This window comes from Duganella sp. AC237, assembly GCF_979254035.1.
On the sequence record NZ_CEEDEW010000003.1, the window covers coordinates 3,608,389 to 3,624,072 of the forward strand.

A 15,684-nucleotide genomic window follows, 5' to 3' on the forward strand; every position below is an offset into this window, starting at 1 on the left:
GACGGGCGCCATGACGGTCACCGTACGCGCCGCCGCGCCCGCCGACATTGCCGCCATGGAAGCGCTGATCAAGCGCTCCGGAATCGAACTGAGCGAAGGTTTTTACACCGGCGAACAGGCGCGGGCGGTAACGCAATACGTGTTCGGCGTCGACACCCAGCTGGTGGCCGACCAAACCTACTTCCTCATCGAGCAGCACGGCAAGCTGGCGGCGTGCGGCGGCTGGAGCAAGCGCAGCACGCTGTTCGGCGCCGACCGCACCAAAAAAAGCGTGGACGCCCTGCTCGACCCGGCCAGCGAACCGGCCCGCATCCGCGCCTTCTTCGTCGACCCGTCCGCCGCGCGCCAGGGCTTGGGCCGGCTGCTGCTGCAACACTGCACCGATGCCGCCGCCGAGGCCGGCTTTCATACGCTGGAACTGGCGGCCACCATGCCCGGCGTGCCGCTGTATCTGGCCTGCGGATTCGAGGAGATAGAACGCTTCGAGATCACCCTGCCCGGGCCGGTCCAAGTGCCGCTGACCCGCATGCGCAAGGCCATCAAGGCACGCTGACCAGGTGGCGCCGGGCCATGCGACGCAGTTCGCCGCTGCTCTTCAGTTCCGACAGCAACTGATCGAAGGCGCCGGCCAGCCCCTCGCCGATCGCGGTCTTGGGAAAGGCGAAATAGGCGTTCTGCGTATCGATCAGCGGGGCCACCGGCACCAGCTTGTCGGTCAAGCCCATGCGCTGTATCACCGGATCGGTGTCGCGCCGGTTGCTGGCGAACATATCCACATGGCCGTAGATCAGCATCATTAACCCGTTCTCGACGTTGTTGGCGACACTGATATTCAAGCCGACCGCCGCGGCCGTGAACGCTTCCCCGTAACTCCAGCCATTGAGCGTGACGATGCGCTTGCCCTTGAGCGCGGCGTAGTCGCCGCCCCAGAACACCATGCCCTTGGCGCGCGAATAAAACGCCACCTGGTCCTGGAAAAACGGCTGTTCGGTAAAGCGCATGGTTTGCTCGCGCTCGGCGGATTTATAGGGACCGACCAGCACGTCGGCCAGGGCCATGCTGACGCGCTGCTGCGCGCGCCGCCAGGGATAGACTTCGAACTGCACGGCGCGGTCCAGTCGCCGGGCCAGCAGCCGCACCACCTCCACACCCAGCCCGGAAAATGCGCCATCGGCGTGACGCTCGTACACGCCTTCGAAGCGCGTGCCGACCACCCGCAGCGGCGCTTTGTCGGCGCACAAAGCAAAATGCGGCAAAGCGCCGAGCGCGATGCCGCATGTGCCGAACAGCAAACGCCGTCGAACGAGAAAAGCTAACCGGTCTTTCTGAAACGCCGCGATCACGCGCAAGCAGCCTCCCTGCCGGAGCATCCGGCACAAAATACCTTGTACTGGGGGATTCTAGCAGCTCATCGCGGCATCGCCGCCATTTAAACCTTGGTGGATTTCTTGCGGCGGGCAACCCAGCCCATCATGCCCAGTCCCGCCAACATCATGGCGTAGGTTTCCGTTTCCGGAACTGCCAGCGCGACGGAACCGAAACCGTCGATGTAGGCATAGCCGGTGTGGGCGGTGGGCTCGCAGTCGGCTGCCAACAGCGACAGCGTGAAGTCGTGACCGGACAGGGACTGGTCGATGCTGAGTTGCTCGACCTGCCACTGCGGGGTATAGAAGTACTCGCCTTCGCTGAGGAAACGGGAATCGACGCCGCCGCCGCCATCGCCAGCGTTGTAAGTGCGGCTGAGGACCAATTGGCCGGTGGTGTTGTCGGTCAGGGTCAGGATCATCGCAGCCGATTCATCCTCGGCATGGCCGCCGTTTTCCAGCACGGCCTTCCAGGCGAAGTAGATATCGGTGTCGGTGTAGTTCTTGACTTGCTGGCTGATGACGGTGCCGAAGCCGCCATAAGTGGTATCTTCCGCACGGTACGAATAATCACCATAAAGAACTGTCGTACCGATCAGGGTGCCCACGTTGGGATCGACGTAATTCTTGTCGATGACCGCGCCGCGCTCTCCGCCGTCCGAGTTCAGAGCGCCACCAGCCAAGAAATCGCCCGGCGTGATGGAGGAGTTCGGGCTGCTGCCGCGATAGCCGCCACCGGTGCTCCAACCACTTGTGTCGCCGCTTTCGAAGCCGCCGTTGACAAAGCCGCCCGCCTGCGCCACACCGCTCAAACCCACCAACGCCATCATACCTACAATTTGCTTCAGACTCATAAACTAGCTCCCTGGTTAATAGTGGTAAAAAAACAAGGGAGATTATATTAGCTTTAAGTCATCTTTAACAATTGTATTATTTGCATATTTTTCAAATAATTTAATTGACAATTCGCAAAGAATAGTCTGTGGCGCGTATGTCTTTTGTCAAGCTTCCAATCGAGATGCGGTTGACGCCGGTTTCGGCGATGGCCCGCACGGTATCGAAGTTGATGCCGCCCGACGCCTCCAGCAGCGCCCGTCCGGCATTGATGGTGACCGCCTCGCGCATCGTCTCGTTGCTGAAGTTGTCCAGCAGGATGGACTCCGCGCCCGCCGCCAGCGCCTCGGCCAGCTCGTCCAGGTTCTCGACCTCGACCTGGATCGACACGCCCTTGTCCAGCCGCTTGGCCGCCAGCACCGCGTTGGTGATGCCGCCGGCCGCCGCGATATGGTTCTCCTTGATCAGGATGCCGTCATACAGGGCCAGGCGCTGGTTCTGCCCGCCACCGACGCGTACCGCGTATTTCTGCGCCAGGCGCAGCCCCGGCAAGGTCTTGCGGGTGTCCAGGATGGCCGCGCGGGTGCCGACGATGACGTCGACGTATTTGCGGGTAGCGGTCGCCACGCCCGAGAGCAGTTGCAGGAAGTTCAGCGCCGCCCTTTCCGCCGTCAGCAGCGCGCGCGCCGGACCCTGGATCGTGCAGACCACGCTGTCGGCCTTCATCATGTCGCCCTCGGCGTACTGCCAGTCGATCTCGATGCCGGCCTGCATGCAGTTCATCACGCCCTCGAACCACGGCGCGCCGCACAGCACCGCGTCCTCGCGCACGATCACGCGCGCGGTGGAGCGGCCGCCGTCCGGCACGAGCAAGCCGGTCAGGTCGCCGCTGCCCACGTCTTCCAGCAAGGCCGACAGAAGATTGGCCTCGAAGGCCGTTTTCAGCGCCTCGTCGAACGGCGCGAATTTATTCAACAAGGTACTCATCATGCGGGACCGATTCCTGAAAACAGTTGTGCTTCTTTGGCCAGGTCGGCGCCGGGCTGCACCCGGGCCTTCTTGGCCGCCGCGAAATCGAGCATGCGGTTGATCGACACCACCGCCTGGCGGCCGATCTTCGGATCGACATGGATCTCGTTGGTCGTGCTGGTTTCCATGTTCTCCAGCACGTCGGCCAGGTTTTGCAGGCCGTTCATCGCCATCCACGGGCAATGCGCGCAACTCTTGCAGGTGGCGCTGTTGCCGGCGGTCGGCGCCTCGATGAAGCGCTTGCCGGGCGCGGCCGCGCGCATCTTGTGCAGGATGCCGTTGTCGGTGGCGACGATGAAGGTATCGGCGTCGGACTCGACGGCGGCGTTGATGATCTGCGTGGTCGAGCCGACCACATCGGCCAGCGCCACCACGTTGGCCGGCGATTCCGGATGCACCAGGATCTTGGCGTCCGGATATTGCGCCTTCAGCAGGTCCAGTTCGACGCCCTTGAACTCGTCGTGCACCAGGCACGAGCCCTGCCACAGCAGCATGTCGGCGCCGGTCTGCTTCTGGATGTAGGAACCCAGGTGACGGTCCGGCGCCCACAGGATTTTTTTGCCCTGCGCGTGCAGATGGGCCACGATGTCGAGGCCGATCGACGACGTCACCATCCAGTCGGCACGCGCCTTGACGGCCGCGCTGGTGTTGGCGTACACCACCACCGTGCGGTCCGGATGGGCGTCGCAGAAGGCGGTGAACTCGTCGACCGGGCAACCCAGGTCGAGCGAACAGGTCGCGTCCAGGTCCGGCATCAGGATGCGCTTTTCCGGGCTGAGGATCTTGGCGGTCTCGCCCATGAAGCGCACGCCGGCCACGACCAGCGTCCTGGCCGGATGGTCGCGCCCGAAGCGCGCCATCTCCAGCGAATCGGAGACGCAGCCGCCGGTTTCCTCGGCCAGGTCTTGCAGGTCGCCGTCGACATAGTAGTGCGAGACGAGCACCGCCTCCTTCTCGACCAGCAGTTGCTTGATGCGGGCCTTGAGCGCGGTGCGCTGTTCGGCCGTCGGTGTCGCTGGCGTGCGCGCCCAGGCGTGGGCGGTGCAGCTGGCTCCGTCTTGAGGATGATCGTACTCGACGGATTTGATCTCTATGGTTTGCATGGTTCCGACGTGGCTAAGAAGTTAATCGATGCCCTGGCTGGTCAGGTAGTCCTCGTAGTTGCCGCGGAAATCGACCACTTCGTTTTCCTTGATCTCGATGATGCGGTTGGCCAGCGACGAGACGAACTCGCGGTCGTGCGAGACGAAGATCAGGGTGCCGGCATACTTCTCCAGCGCGATGTTGAGCGACTCGATCGATTCCATGTCCATGTGGTTGGTTGGTTCATCGAGCAGCAGCACATTGTGGCGGCCCAGCATCAGCTTGCCGTACATCATGCGGCCCTTCTCGCCGCCGGACAGCACCTTGACCGACTTCTTGACCTCGTCGCCGCCGAACAGCAGGCGGCCCAGGATCGAGCGCACGGCCTGGTCGTCGTCGCCTTCCTGGGTCCAGTCGCCCATCCAGTCGGTCAACGTCGTGTCCTTGGAGAATTCCTCGGTCGGATCCTGCGGCATGTAGCCGACGTTGGCGTTCTCGGCCCACTTGACGGTGCCGTGGTCGGCGTGCAGGCCGGCGATGTCGTCGCCGCCTATGCAACGCAGCAAGGTGGTCTTGCCGGCGCCGTTGGCGCCGATGATGGCGATGCGCTCGCCCGCCTCGACCATGATGCTGAAGTTATTGAACAGCTGGCGGTCGTATTTCTTGGCGATGCTGTCGACTTCGACGGCCAGGCGGTGCAATTTCTTCTCGCCGTCGAAGCGCACGAACGGATAGGCGCGCGACGACGGCTTGATGTCGTCGACCTTGATCTTCTCGATCTGCTTGGCGCGCGAGGTCGCCTGGCGGGCCTTGGATTTGTTGGCGGCGAAGCGGCGCACGAAGTCCTGCAGTTCGGCGACCTTGTCCTTGGCCTTGGCGTTGTTGGCCAGTTGCTGGTTGCGCGCCTGGGTCGAGGCGAACATGTACTCGTCGTAGTTGCCCGGATAGATCTTCAACGTGCCGTAGTCCATGTCGGCCACGTGGGTGCAGACCTGGTTGAGGAAGTGGCGATCGTGGGAAATGATGATCATGGTGGAGTTGCGGTCGTTCAGCACGTCCTCCAGCCAGCGGATGGTGTTGATGTCCAGATTGTTGGTCGGCTCGTCGAGCAGCAGGATGTCCGGATTCGAGAACAGCGCCTGGGCCAGCAGCACCCGCAGCTTCCAGCCCGGCGACACGTTGCTCATCGGGCCCTTGTGCAGCTCGATGTCGACGCCGGCGCCCAGCAGCAGCTCGCCGGCGCGCGACTCGGCCGTGTAGCCGTCGTACTCGGACACTTTGCCTTCGAGCTCGGCGGCCTTCATGTAATCGTCGTCGGTCGCTTCCGGATTGGCGTAGATGGCGTCGCGTTCCTGCATCGCGGCCCACATCTCGGTGTGGCCCATCATGACCACGTCGAGCACGCGCATCTCTTCATAGGCGAACTGGTCCTGGCGCAGCTTGCCCAGGCGCTCGTTCGTATCCAGCATCACGTTGCCGCCCGACGGTTCCAGATCGCCGCCCAGGATTTTCATGAACGTGGATTTGCCGCAACCGTTAGCGCCGATCAGGCCGTAGCGGTTGCCATCGCCGAACTTGACGGAGATGTTTTCAAACAGCGGCTTGGCGCCGAATTGCATGGTGATGTTAGCGGTCGATAGCATTCTGAATTGGGCTTTTCTTAATTAAATCATGCCGTTAGGCGGAAATGCGGGATTATACAGCACCCACCGCGCGGGACTGGGCGACAGGGGCTAAAACATGGCGTACAATTTTGTTAACGAAGGTGCTTGATACCCGGGAGGGACGCAAAATGGATGAGCGCATCGCCAGACTGGAGGAGTTCGCGACCGACGCCAGGGAAAGGCTGGCGCGGATCGAGGCGCGCCAATCTGAGCTGGCGGCGCACCAGCTGGACCTGACCGGTAAAGTGGGCGCCCTGCAAGTGGAAATGCACAGGGGCTTCGCCGACATGATCAAATGGGTGGTCGGCACCGCGATCGTCCTGGGCGGCACCGCGCTGACGGTGATCACCTTCGTCCTTAACAATGCCACGCCCAAAGCCGCCCCGTTAGCGCCGCAATCGGTGGTGGTGTACGCCCAGCCCGTGCCGGTCCCGCCGGCAAAATGAGGCAGCCCACGCAGTCCCAACGGCGCGATCCGCGCCGACGCTGATATCCAAATCCCCCCGCGAACACCTGTTTCCCCCCCAAATCAGTATTCCGCTCAACCGGGTGATTCTTTTCCATTTGCCAATCCGCGCGCCTGTTTTCGACACTAGACTGATTACCAATATATCAGCCGGTGTAACACCGCCGGCATTAAAAAATGGCCGCAAAGGCCAGTCAGGGAGAGAGAGACAACATGCACGGACACACCCATGGCGCGCGCGCCTATCCAGGTAAAAAGCCACTGAGCCCCACACCGGTCGCCTATGCGGTTTCGATCGCGCTGGCCTCGCTCGTCGCCGGCCACGCCGCCGCCCAGGACGCCAAACCGGAAGCGCCGGCGGCGCAGTCTCCCGCGCCCGCGCCGGCCGCCACGGACATCAAGACCGTCGTGGTCCAAGGCCAGCGCGCAGCCCAGCAATCGGGCATCGAACGCAAGAAGAACGCCGCCACGGCGATGGATTCGATCGTCGCCGACGACGTCGGTTCCTTCCCCGACCGTAACATCGGCGAGGCCATCTCGCGCATCTCCGGCGTCGCGCTCGACCGCGGCGACTTCGGCGAAGGCGTCAGCGTCGCCATCCGCGGCAACAGCGCCGACCTGACCCGCGTCGAAATCGACGGCCAGGGCGTGCAATCTGCCGGCGGCACCGACATGAACGGCGGCGGCAGCGGCCGCGGCGTCGAGTTCCGCTCGCTCTCGGCCGACCTGATCAAAAGCGTCGATGTCGTCAAGGGCGCCACCGCCGACATGACCGAAGGCTCGCTCGGCGGCGGCATCATCATCAAGACCCGGACCAGCCTGGACTTCAAGGACCCGTTCTACTCGCTGCGCCTGGCCGGCTCGCAGGGCTCGCTGAACAAGGAATGGTCGCCCGACACCAACCTGATCCTGACCCGCAAATTCTTCGACAACCGCTTTGGCGTCATGCTCAACGCCTCGACCTCGCGCGTGGTCAACGAGTCGCACTCGTCCGAGGTCGCCACCACCCGCAACGCCGGCTATTCGCGCAACGTCGATTTCGACAATTCGCCCAACAAGACCTTCACCTACCAGCCAGGTACCCTGTCACCCAACGACCCGGCCAGCACCGCGCCGACCTTGCGCTCGCCGCTGACGGCCGGCGGCTTCTTCGACCACGCCTCGCCGGCCGACATCCTGACCAAATCGGCGGCGGCCCAGACCAAGGCGGCGTGCTACGCCGCCTTCCCGGCGCTGACCACGGCCCAGGCCAACGCCGTCAACGGCAACACCGCGCGCAACGCCGCCATCAACGCGCGCGGCAACGAGCTGCTCAGCTGCCTGAACCAGTGGAACGACTACACGCCGTCGCTGGTGCGCTTCCTCGAGAAGCGCCAGGAGGAAAAACGCGGCAACGTCGACCTGCGCTTCGACTTCAAAGTCAACAACCAGCTGACCGTGTACGGCAAGGTCAACTACGCCCGCCGCGAAGTGGACGACAGCAACCAGACCTACGGCCTGGGCGGACTGAACACCAATCTGGCGACCGCCTACAGCCCGACCTACCAGGGCCCGACCTTCACCGACACGGCGGCCGGCGTGCGGAGCGCCGTGCCCGGTTCCGGCTACTACCTGTACGACGGCGCCAGCTACCGCGCCAACCTGACCCCGGCCACCGGCATCGTCGCCAACGTCGACCCGCGCTCGGTGGTGGTGGACGCCAACCACCACCTGACGCAATACACGATCAGCGACGCCAACGTCAATACCGACCAGATCCACAACGTCATGAAGACCACGGACCGCTACTTCCAGAGCGGCGGCGTGTACAAGGACGGCGGCTTCGTGGCGGAATTCTTTGTCGGCGACGCCCGCTCCAAGTGGCAGCGCGGCGACAAACGCACCAACTGGAGCTACAACTACGGCCCGACGACGATGAAGGTGCTGCCCAACGGCCTGTGGACCTACGAGCAGCCGGCCGGCAGCAGCTTCAACCAGGCCGATCCGACCATCTACGCGCAGGTGCGTCCGGCCGGCACCGACACCAAGGCGGTCGACGCCGGTCCGAAGGGTCCGGCCGTACCGGCCTACACCATCAACCAGCAGCCGCTGAGCACGCAGGCGCCGCAAATCACGTTCTCGCCGAAGATGGCCGAGACCGAGGAACGCACCGCCAAGGCCGACTTCAGCTATGCACTGAGCGAAAAAGTGCCGTTCTTCAAGCGCGTCAAGAGCGGCTTCAATTTCCGCCAGACTTCCGGCAGCAGCTGGGGCGGCGGCGGCTCGACCGTGCAAACGGCCGTCGGCGAGTTCGGCAAGCCCGGCTACGTGCCGGCGGTGATCCTGCCGAGCGCCAACGTACGCAGCTTCTTCTCCGGCTGCACCGACACCCCCGGCTCGCTCGGACCTGGCGGCAAACCCTGCGCAAGCGGCTACGTGCCCAACACCGATCCGGCCTCGGCCCGCTCCGGCAACACCTTCATGTCGCAGCAGCAGTTCCTCGACATCATCACTCAATCGATGGCGCAACGGAACACGCCGTTCTTCAACGGCATGCCGGACCGTCCGGCCGGGCTGATCGACGGCTGGAACCAGATCGACGTCGAAAAAGTGTTCAGCCTGGTCAACTCGCCCAACGTCAACTTCGACTGCGTCAAGGAATGCACCGCCAACGACGGCAAGGTCTATCAGCAGCCGGTGAGCACCTTCAAGGAGCGCACCACGGCGGCCTACCTGATGACCGACTTCGGCATCGACGAAATCCCGTTCACCAACCGTCGCCTGCCGTTCGGCATGGAGTTGGATGGCAACTTCGGCTACCGCGTGGTGCGCACCAAGGTCCACGCCACCGGCGTGATGAGCTTCACGTCCATCATCAAGACGGCCGCCTACGATCCGCTCAACCAGAACGCCGCCGGCGGCACCATCAGCGCCACGGCCAGCAAGCTGACCGCGCTCGACGCCAACACCACCGACTACCTGCCGATCCTGAACCTGTCGCTGTGGATGGTGCCCAACGAGGTGGTGTTGCGCTACAACCGCGCCAAGCAGGTCGCCCGTCCGCCGGTCAGCGCGCTGATCCCGGCCGGCACCTGCACCTATGACGAGCGGCGCCGCGACGACGAGGAACAGAGCTGCTCCGGCACCATCGGCAATCCGGCGCTCAAGGCCCAGACCAACCAGAACCAGAACCTGGCGCTGGAATGGTATCCGAACGACGATACCTCGTTCTCGGTGGGCGCGTTCCGGCAGGTGGGCAAGGTCGGCGGCAGCACGGTGGTCGGCAAGAGCGCCGTCGGCCTGTTCAGCGGCTCCGGGCTGGTCGATCCGCAGACCGGCCGCTCGCTCGACGGCCTCGGCTTCGACTACCGCACCTACGAGAATGGCGCCAACATCACGCGCACCGGCCTGGAATACGGCAGCAAGACAGCCTTCACCTTCCTGCCGTGGCTGCTGCGCTACACCGGGGTCGACCTGAACTACACCAAGCTGCGCTCGAAAAACACCGACCAGCGCGTGGTGGACCTGCTCACCGGCGAGGCGCTGCCACCCGTCGGCGAGTCGAAGTACACCTACAACGCCTCGCTGTGGTACGACGACGGCGCGCTGTCGATGCGCGTGTCGCTGCAGGCGGTCGGACAGAAGTTCAGCTGCATCGCCGCCTGCGGCGCCACGTCGGTCAACAATTACCCGAACGCGGCCGGCGGGCGCACCACCATCACGCCGTACAATCCGGGCTCGCCGAACTTCAAGAACGCCACCCGTTATGTCGACGCCAAGATCGCCTACCGCATCAACAAAAACATGGAGATCTTCGCCGAGGGCCGCAACCTGAACCTGAGCTCGACCACCAACAGCCAGGCCCAGTACGCCCCGTTCGCCGACGGCACGCCCAACCTGCTCGACACGTCCTACGCCGGCCGCCGCATCATGGTCGGGATGAATTTCAGGAATTGACGCGCTTCACCCGGCACCAAGAGGAGGCGGTCTCCCTCCTCTCTTCGACAGCCCGGCCGCTCACACGGCCGGGCTTTTTTCTTCCCGCCGCTGACCGGCCTATCGATATAATCAGCAAATCTCAATCTGGAAGGTATTCGATGAAAGCTTTGCTTGTTTTGCTGGCAATATCCGGTTCCGCGCTGGCCGACGATCGCGCCCTGCTCCACTGCCGCACCATCGCCGAGGTGGCCGGCCGCGTGGCGTGCTACGACGCGATACCGGTGACGGCGGCTGCCGCCACGGGCGCCGGGGCTGCGGCCGCCGTATCGGCTGCGGCTGCGGCGCCGGCGCCGGCATCGGCCGCACAGACCGCAGCGGCCGCTCCGGCCGCCAACACCGAAGCCGGCTTCGGGCTCGACACCATCGCCAAGGACAGAAAAGCGGACTTGACGTCCATCGAAAGCACCGTTGTCGGCAAAATCGAAGGCTGGGGTCCGAGCACGCAATTCAAACTGGCCAACGGCCAGGTCTGGCGGGTGGTGGACGGCAGCTCGGAGTGGTTTATAGAGCGCACGAATCCGAAGGTCGTGCTGAGCCGCAACGCCATCGGCACCATCTTCTTCGAGGTCGACGGCGCCAGGCAGCCGCCACGCGTGCGCCGGGTGCAGTAAGCCCTACAAGGTGGGGTAGTCGCGGATCGTCAGCTCGAAGCCGCGCGCGTCCGACACCAGCCGCGCCATGCCGCCATATGGCAAGGTGGCATGGCGCCTGATATGGCCGAAAGGCAAGCCGGTCAGCACCGGCAGCGGCAAGCGCGCGCGCAGGTAGGCCAGCATGGTCTCGAAGTCGTAGCCGTTCTCCAGCGCGCCTAATTTATAGCCGGAAAAATCGCCCAGCACCAGCGCACGCTGGCCGTCCAGCGCGCCCGCATACAGCAGTTGCAACACCATGCGCTCGATCCGGTAGGGATGTTCGGAGATATCCTCGATAAACACGATACCGTCGTCCAGCGCGTGGAAATATGGCGTGCCCAGCAGGCTGACCATCATCGCCAGGTTGCCGCCCCACAGCCTGCCGCCGACATCGACCACCGGATTGTCGGCGCCGCCGTCGGCCACCGCGCCGCGCACGGCATGCGCCGGACCGCGCAGGCAATCCCAGAATTGGCCCATCGTATAGGCATCCGGCTGCTCCGGGAGGAAATCGGCGCACACCATCGGCCCGCCGAAGCTGATGCGCCCGGTCTGCTTCATCAGCGCCATCTGGAAGGCGGTGAAGTCGCTATAGCCGACAAACAGCTTGCCGCTGTCGGCCATGGCGGCGAAATCGATCGCCGGCAGCAGCCGGGTCATGCCGTACGAACCACGCAGGGCGATGACGATCCGCACATCCGGATCGGCGGCGGCGGCGTCGAGCTGCGCCAGGCGGCCGGCGTCGGTGCCGCCGAACCGCAGGTGCCGCTTGTCGTGCTCGTAATAATTGTGGACCAGGAAACCCTGCTGTTCGAGGCGGGCGATGCCGGCCTGGAGCGCGCCCGCATCGGGCGCGGCGCCACCGGGCGCGACAATGGCGATGCCGATTTTTTTGGTGTTCAAGTTGTTTCGAGGCTCAATTGTGAAGCGCTATTGTTGAGGCGTGCCGCTGCCGGCGCGACGCGCGATCAGCGCGGGCAGTTCCGGCGTCATATTACCGCGCAGATGATTGTCGAGCAAGGCGAGCAGGCGCTCGATCAATTGCGGCGGCAGATCGTGGCCCATGCCCTCGATCACGTGCAGCTTGGCGCCGGGGATCGCCTCGGCCGTGTCGACGCCGCAGGCCAACGGCACCAGCGGATCGGCGGCGCCGTGGATGACCAGCGCCGGACAGGCGATCTTGCGCAGCAGCGGCGTGCGGTCGCCCGAGGCGACCACGGCCACCATTTGCCGGGCGACGCCGGCCGGATTGACATTGCGGTCGAGCGCGCGCTCGATATTGGCGCGCAACTGGCGTTCCGGCGTCGGAAACGACGGGCTGCCGATGATGCGGAACACGCCGACGGCGTGGTCGATCACCGCCTTGCGGTCGCCGGCGTCGCCGGGGCCGCGCATCAGCGCCGCCCGCGCGGCCGCCGTCGGCCCGGGCAGGCCGCGCCGTCCGCTGCTCGACATGATGGACGTCAGGCTCAAGGTGCGGGCGCCGAAGCGCGCGGCGAAGATCTGCGCGATCATGCCGCCCATCGAGGCGCCCACCACGTGGGCGCGGGCGATGCCCAGCGCGTCGAGCAGGCCGAGCGCGTCGTTGGCCATGTCGTTGAGCGTGTAAGCGGGCGACTGCGGCCAGCCGACCAAGGATTTAAGGTAGGCCAGCATCAGGTTGGGCTTTTTGAACTGGTCGAATTTGCTCGACAGGCCGATATCGCGGTTATCGTAGCGGATCACGTAATAGCCCTGCTCCACCAGGCCGTCGACCAGGTCCTGTGGCCAGGAGATCAGTTGCATGCCCAGGCCCATGATGAGCAGCACGGGGGTATCCTGCGGATTGCCGCTGGCTTCGTAGGTGAGCGTAATGCCGTTTGCTTTTGCGGTAGCCAAAGCGGTCTCCGGGAGGGTGCGGGCGGCGATGCCGACGATGCGCCGCGCATCGTGGCTTCAGCATACCATTTTTGCCCGCGTCTGGAAACGCGGGCCGGGGAAACCGCTATTCGGCGGCGTCGGCCCGACGGGCGGCGGCCGCCGCCGCGCGGCGGGCGGCGAAGAAACTCTTGAGCATGGCGCCGCACTCCTCGGCCATGACTCCGCCGCTGACCTCGGTATGGTGGTTCAGCTGTTCCTGTCCGAACAAATCGACCACCGAGCCGCAGGCGCCGGTTTTCGGATCGGTGGCGCCGTACACCACCTTGGCCAGGCGCGCATGCATCATCGCGCCCGAGCACATCACGCACGGCTCCAAGGTCACATACAGCTCGCAGCCCGGCAGGCGGTAATTGCCCAGCACCCCGGCGGCCGCGCGCAGGGCGACGATTTCCGCGTGCGCGGTCGGATCGTGCTTGCCGATCGGCTGGTTGTAGCCGCGCGCGATCACCACGCCGTCCTTGACGACGACGGCGCCGACCGGCACCTCGCCCAGATCCCACGCGTGCCTGGCCTGTTCCAGCGCCAGCCGCATAAACTCGTCAGGCATCGGTGATCTCTGCCCAGCAGTTGGGCGTCTCGTGCAGCACCAGCTTGTGCAGGTGCAAACCGGTGCCGTAGCGGTCCTTGTAGGCCGACTTCAGGATGGCGAAGGCGACATGGGCCAGGTTTTCCACCGTCGGAATGCGGTCGATGACGACGGTCTTGTGCCCTGGCAAGGTCGCCAGGAAATCGCGCACCGCCGCGTCCTTCTCGTAGACGATGAAGGCGTGGTCCCAGACATCGACCAAATGCTCTTTGGCCAGCGCCTTGATGTCGGAAAAATCCATGATCATGCCATTGTCGGAATTGCCTTCGGCGGTGATGATGTTGCCGGTCAGCGTGATTTCCAGGGTATAGCGATGGCCGTGCAGGTTGCGGCACTGGCTCTTGTGGTCGGGGATGCGGTGGCCGGCGTCGAATTCCAGCTTGCGGGTAATAGTCAGCATGACATCTTTTCTTAGGGTATTTGTAAAAGTTTATGGGTTTGCAGGCTCAGCTTCCATTTCGGATTGCGCTTGCAGGTCTCGATCGCCAGTTTGGTGTTGAATTCGGCCAAGGGACCGTCCATCGCCTGCACATAGAAATGCTCGAAATCGAGCTGTTCGTACGCCGCCAGGTCCTGTCCCGTCTGCGGAATCACGACCTTGATCTCGCTGCCCCGGGTCACCACCAGGGTCGAACCCATCTTCGGGCTGACGCAGATCCAGTCGACACCCTCGGGCACCGGCAAGGTGCCGTTGGTTTCGATGGCGATCGTGAAGCCGGCCGCGTGCATCGCGGCGATCAGCGCCGTGTCCAATTGCAACAGCGGCTCGCCGCCGGTGAACACCACATACTTGCTGGCGGGATAGACGGCCGGCCACAGCGCGGCGATCGTCGCTGCCAGCTCCTCCGCTGTCTTGAACTTGCCGCCGCCCTCGCCGTCGGTGCCGACGAAATCGGTATCGCAGAACTGGCACACGGCGCTGGCGCGGTCGCTCTCGCGGCCGGTCCACAGATTACAGCCGGAAAAGCGGCAGAAAACCGCCGGACGACCGGCGTGCGCGCCCTCGCCTTGCAAGGTGTAAAAGATCTCTTTGATGCTGTAAGTCACGATAATTCCTGATTGGACAACCCTCAATTATATCCCACGCGACACTTTCTCGCGGTTTCCGGCGCAACTTGACTTTGCACAATGCTGCTCTGCGGCAACCAAGGTACTTTCACAGGGTGGCGACCGACTGTATGCACCGGCGCCCGACCACAAGGGACGAACATCATGAACTACGCGCCGCAAGTCATCCAGATCGATCTCATCGTCACCGGCGTGTGCGCGCTGGCCTGGCTCGCCATGGCGCTGGTGTGGCGACAACGGCGTCAGCGCGGCGCGTTCGCCCGCGTCGAAGCGCGCCTGCAGGCCAGCCTCTCGCACGAGCGCGGCCGCCGGGCGCTGGCAGAGCAGGCGCTGACCGACACCCGGCGCCAGGTTTGTCACCTGAGCAAAAGCCAGCAATCGCTGCGCGACGCCGACCGCCGCCGCATCGCCCGCGACCTGCACGACGACCTGGGACAGCACCTGCTGGCGATGAGTTTTGAACTGGGCGCGCTGACCGCGCGCCATCCGGAGCTCAAAGAGGCGCTGCAAAAGGTCGACGAGCGGGTCGCCTCGACCTTGCGCTCGATGCGCTCCATCGTACGCGATTTGCAGCCCGAAGGCCTGCGCGACGGCCTGCGCGGCGCGGTCGAGGAACAAGTTGCGCAGTTCTCGCGCCTCAGCGGCATCCCCTGCCAGCTCGACGCCGAGGCCATCGCCGCGGTCGGCCGCGTCGATGGCGGCATGGACAAGGTCATCTACCGGATTTTGCAGGAATCGCTCAGCAACATCGCCAGGCACGCCAAGGCTTCGCAGGTCTCGGTCGGCATCAGCCGCGCCCAGGACCGGCTGAGCCTGACGGTGCGCGACAACGGCGTCGGCATCGCCGCCGGCCACGCTTTGGCCAACCCGTCGGCCAACGCTTCGACAAATCCGTCGGCCCCACCCGCCCATCCCACCATCGTCCGGCGCGGCCATGGCCTGCGCGGCATGGCCGAACGGGTCGCCGAGGCCGGCGGAGATTTCGATGTCGCCACCGCGCCCGGCCGGGGCACGGCGCTGACGATGTCGTTTCCGCTGCAATAACGCCACACCGGGCGCC

The 15,684-nt window shown here is 64.5% G+C and carries 15 protein-coding genes; 5 read left to right on the forward strand and 10 right to left on the reverse strand.

Annotation, left to right across the window (positions count from 1 at the left end):
* Positions 1-10 precede the first annotated feature (10 nt).
* Complete coding sequence (locus AC0IYS_RS16085) at positions 11-553, forward strand: GNAT family N-acetyltransferase (RefSeq protein WP_471706093.1); 543 nt, start codon at positions 11-13, stop codon at positions 551-553.
* Here the strand turns inward: AC0IYS_RS16085 and AC0IYS_RS16090 are convergent.
* The 5 genes from AC0IYS_RS16090 to AC0IYS_RS16110 all read right to left on the reverse strand — a co-directional run bounded on the left by AC0IYS_RS16090 (position 540) and on the right by AC0IYS_RS16110 (position 5,953).
* A complete protein-coding gene (locus AC0IYS_RS16090) occupies positions 540-1,292 on the reverse strand; it encodes a substrate-binding periplasmic protein (RefSeq protein WP_471706094.1) in 753 nt (250 codons plus the stop codon). The genes AC0IYS_RS16085 and AC0IYS_RS16090 overlap by 14 nt on opposite strands.
* Positions 1,293-1,429: 137 nt before the next feature.
* Positions 1,430-2,218, reverse strand: coding sequence for a PEP-CTERM sorting domain-containing protein (locus AC0IYS_RS16095; protein ID WP_471706095.1), 789 nt, complete (start codon positions 2,216-2,218; stop codon positions 1,430-1,432).
* 100 nt (positions 2,219-2,318) lie between these two features.
* The gene (gene nadC / locus AC0IYS_RS16100; protein WP_471708891.1) at positions 2,319-3,185 is read right to left on the reverse strand and encodes a carboxylating nicotinate-nucleotide diphosphorylase; all 867 of its coding nucleotides are present in this window, start codon (positions 3,183-3,185) and stop codon (positions 2,319-2,321) included.
* Positions 3,185-4,330, reverse strand: a complete 1,146-nt coding sequence (gene nadA, locus AC0IYS_RS16105) for a quinolinate synthase NadA (protein WP_471706096.1) — start codon at positions 4,328-4,330, stop codon at positions 3,185-3,187. The genes nadC and nadA overlap by 1 nt, the downstream gene beginning before the upstream one ends.
* A 21-nt stretch (positions 4,331-4,351) precedes the next feature.
* Complete coding sequence (locus AC0IYS_RS16110) at positions 4,352-5,953, reverse strand: ABC-F family ATPase (protein WP_471706097.1); 1,602 nt, start codon at positions 5,951-5,953, stop codon at positions 4,352-4,354.
* Positions 5,954-6,102: 149 nt separating this feature from the next.
* On the opposite strand from AC0IYS_RS16110, the gene AC0IYS_RS16115 reads away from it, so the two are divergent.
* The 3 genes from AC0IYS_RS16115 to AC0IYS_RS16125 all read left to right on the forward strand — a co-directional run bounded on the left by AC0IYS_RS16115 (position 6,103) and on the right by AC0IYS_RS16125 (position 11,029).
* Entirely contained in the window at positions 6,103-6,420 is a 318-nt protein-coding gene (locus AC0IYS_RS16115; protein WP_471706098.1) for a hypothetical protein, read from the forward strand.
* A gap of 233 nt (positions 6,421-6,653) precedes the next feature.
* Positions 6,654-10,376 carry a TonB-dependent receptor gene (locus tag AC0IYS_RS16120; RefSeq protein WP_471706099.1) on the forward strand — a complete coding sequence of 1,241 codons (3,723 nt, stop codon included), beginning with the start codon at positions 6,654-6,656 and terminating at the stop codon, positions 10,374-10,376.
* 140 nt (positions 10,377-10,516) lie between these two features.
* Complete coding sequence (locus AC0IYS_RS16125; RefSeq protein WP_471706100.1) at positions 10,517-11,029, forward strand: hypothetical protein; 513 nt, start codon at positions 10,517-10,519, stop codon at positions 11,027-11,029.
* Positions 11,030-11,032: 3 nt separating this feature from the next.
* Here the strand turns inward: AC0IYS_RS16125 and AC0IYS_RS16130 are convergent, their stop codons facing one another.
* The 5 genes from AC0IYS_RS16130 to queE all read right to left on the reverse strand — a co-directional run bounded on the left by AC0IYS_RS16130 (position 11,033) and on the right by queE (position 14,603).
* Positions 11,033-11,953, reverse strand: a complete 921-nt coding sequence (locus AC0IYS_RS16130; protein ID WP_471706101.1) for an LD-carboxypeptidase — start codon at positions 11,951-11,953, stop codon at positions 11,033-11,035.
* Between the two features lie 27 nt (positions 11,954-11,980).
* Positions 11,981-12,928, reverse strand: a complete 948-nt coding sequence (locus tag AC0IYS_RS16135) for an alpha/beta fold hydrolase (RefSeq protein WP_471706102.1) — start codon at positions 12,926-12,928, stop codon at positions 11,981-11,983.
* Positions 12,929-13,034: 106 nt separating this feature from the next.
* Positions 13,035-13,517 carry a tRNA adenosine(34) deaminase TadA gene (gene tadA / locus AC0IYS_RS16140; protein WP_471706103.1) on the reverse strand — a complete coding sequence of 161 codons (483 nt, stop codon included), beginning with the start codon at positions 13,515-13,517 and terminating at the stop codon, positions 13,035-13,037.
* Complete coding sequence (gene queD, locus AC0IYS_RS16145) at positions 13,510-13,956, reverse strand: 6-carboxytetrahydropterin synthase QueD (protein ID WP_363495767.1); 447 nt, start codon at positions 13,954-13,956, stop codon at positions 13,510-13,512. Before queD ends, tadA begins: the two co-directional genes overlap by 8 nt.
* 11 nt (positions 13,957-13,967) lie before the next feature.
* Positions 13,968-14,603 (reverse strand): 7-carboxy-7-deazaguanine synthase, encoded by a 636-nt coding sequence (queE, locus tag AC0IYS_RS16150; RefSeq protein ID WP_471706104.1) that lies wholly within the window; start codon positions 14,601-14,603, stop codon positions 13,968-13,970.
* 165 nt (positions 14,604-14,768) lie between these two features.
* Here queE and AC0IYS_RS16155 point away from each other — a divergent pair, with 165 nt between their 5' ends.
* The gene (locus tag AC0IYS_RS16155) at positions 14,769-15,668 is read left to right on the forward strand and encodes a sensor histidine kinase (protein ID WP_471706105.1); all 900 of its coding nucleotides are present in this window, start codon (positions 14,769-14,771) and stop codon (positions 15,666-15,668) included.
* Positions 15,669-15,684: the final 16 nt, after the last annotated feature.

Bases quoted from the DNA above. Each gene is read 5' to 3' on its own strand.
- AC0IYS_RS16120 (WP_471706099.1), top strand. From the start codon at position 6,654: ATGCACGGACACACCCATGGCGCGCGCGCCTATCCAGGTAAAAAGCCA.
- nadC (WP_471708891.1), bottom strand. From the start codon at position 3,185: ATGAGTACCTTGTTGAATAAATTCGCGCCGTTCGACGAGGCGCTGAAA.
- AC0IYS_RS16115 (WP_471706098.1), top strand. From the start codon at position 6,103: ATGGATGAGCGCATCGCCAGACTGGAGGAGTTCGCGACCGACGCCAGG.
- AC0IYS_RS16125 (WP_471706100.1), top strand. From the start codon at position 10,517: ATGAAAGCTTTGCTTGTTTTGCTGGCAATATCCGGTTCCGCGCTGGCC.
- nadA (WP_471706096.1), bottom strand. From the start codon at position 4,330: ATGCAAACCATAGAGATCAAATCCGTCGAGTACGATCATCCTCAAGAC.
- tadA (WP_471706103.1), bottom strand. From the start codon at position 13,517: ATGCCTGACGAGTTTATGCGGCTGGCGCTGGAACAGGCCAGGCACGCG.
- queD (WP_363495767.1), bottom strand. From the start codon at position 13,956: ATGCTGACTATTACCCGCAAGCTGGAATTCGACGCCGGCCACCGCATC.
- AC0IYS_RS16155 (WP_471706105.1), top strand. From the start codon at position 14,769: ATGAACTACGCGCCGCAAGTCATCCAGATCGATCTCATCGTCACCGGC.
- AC0IYS_RS16085 (WP_471706093.1), top strand. From the start codon at position 11: ATGACGGTCACCGTACGCGCCGCCGCGCCCGCCGACATTGCCGCCATG.
- AC0IYS_RS16095 (WP_471706095.1), bottom strand. From the start codon at position 2,218: ATGAGTCTGAAGCAAATTGTAGGTATGATGGCGTTGGTGGGTTTGAGC.
- AC0IYS_RS16110 (WP_471706097.1), bottom strand. From the start codon at position 5,953: ATGCTATCGACCGCTAACATCACCATGCAATTCGGCGCCAAGCCGCTG.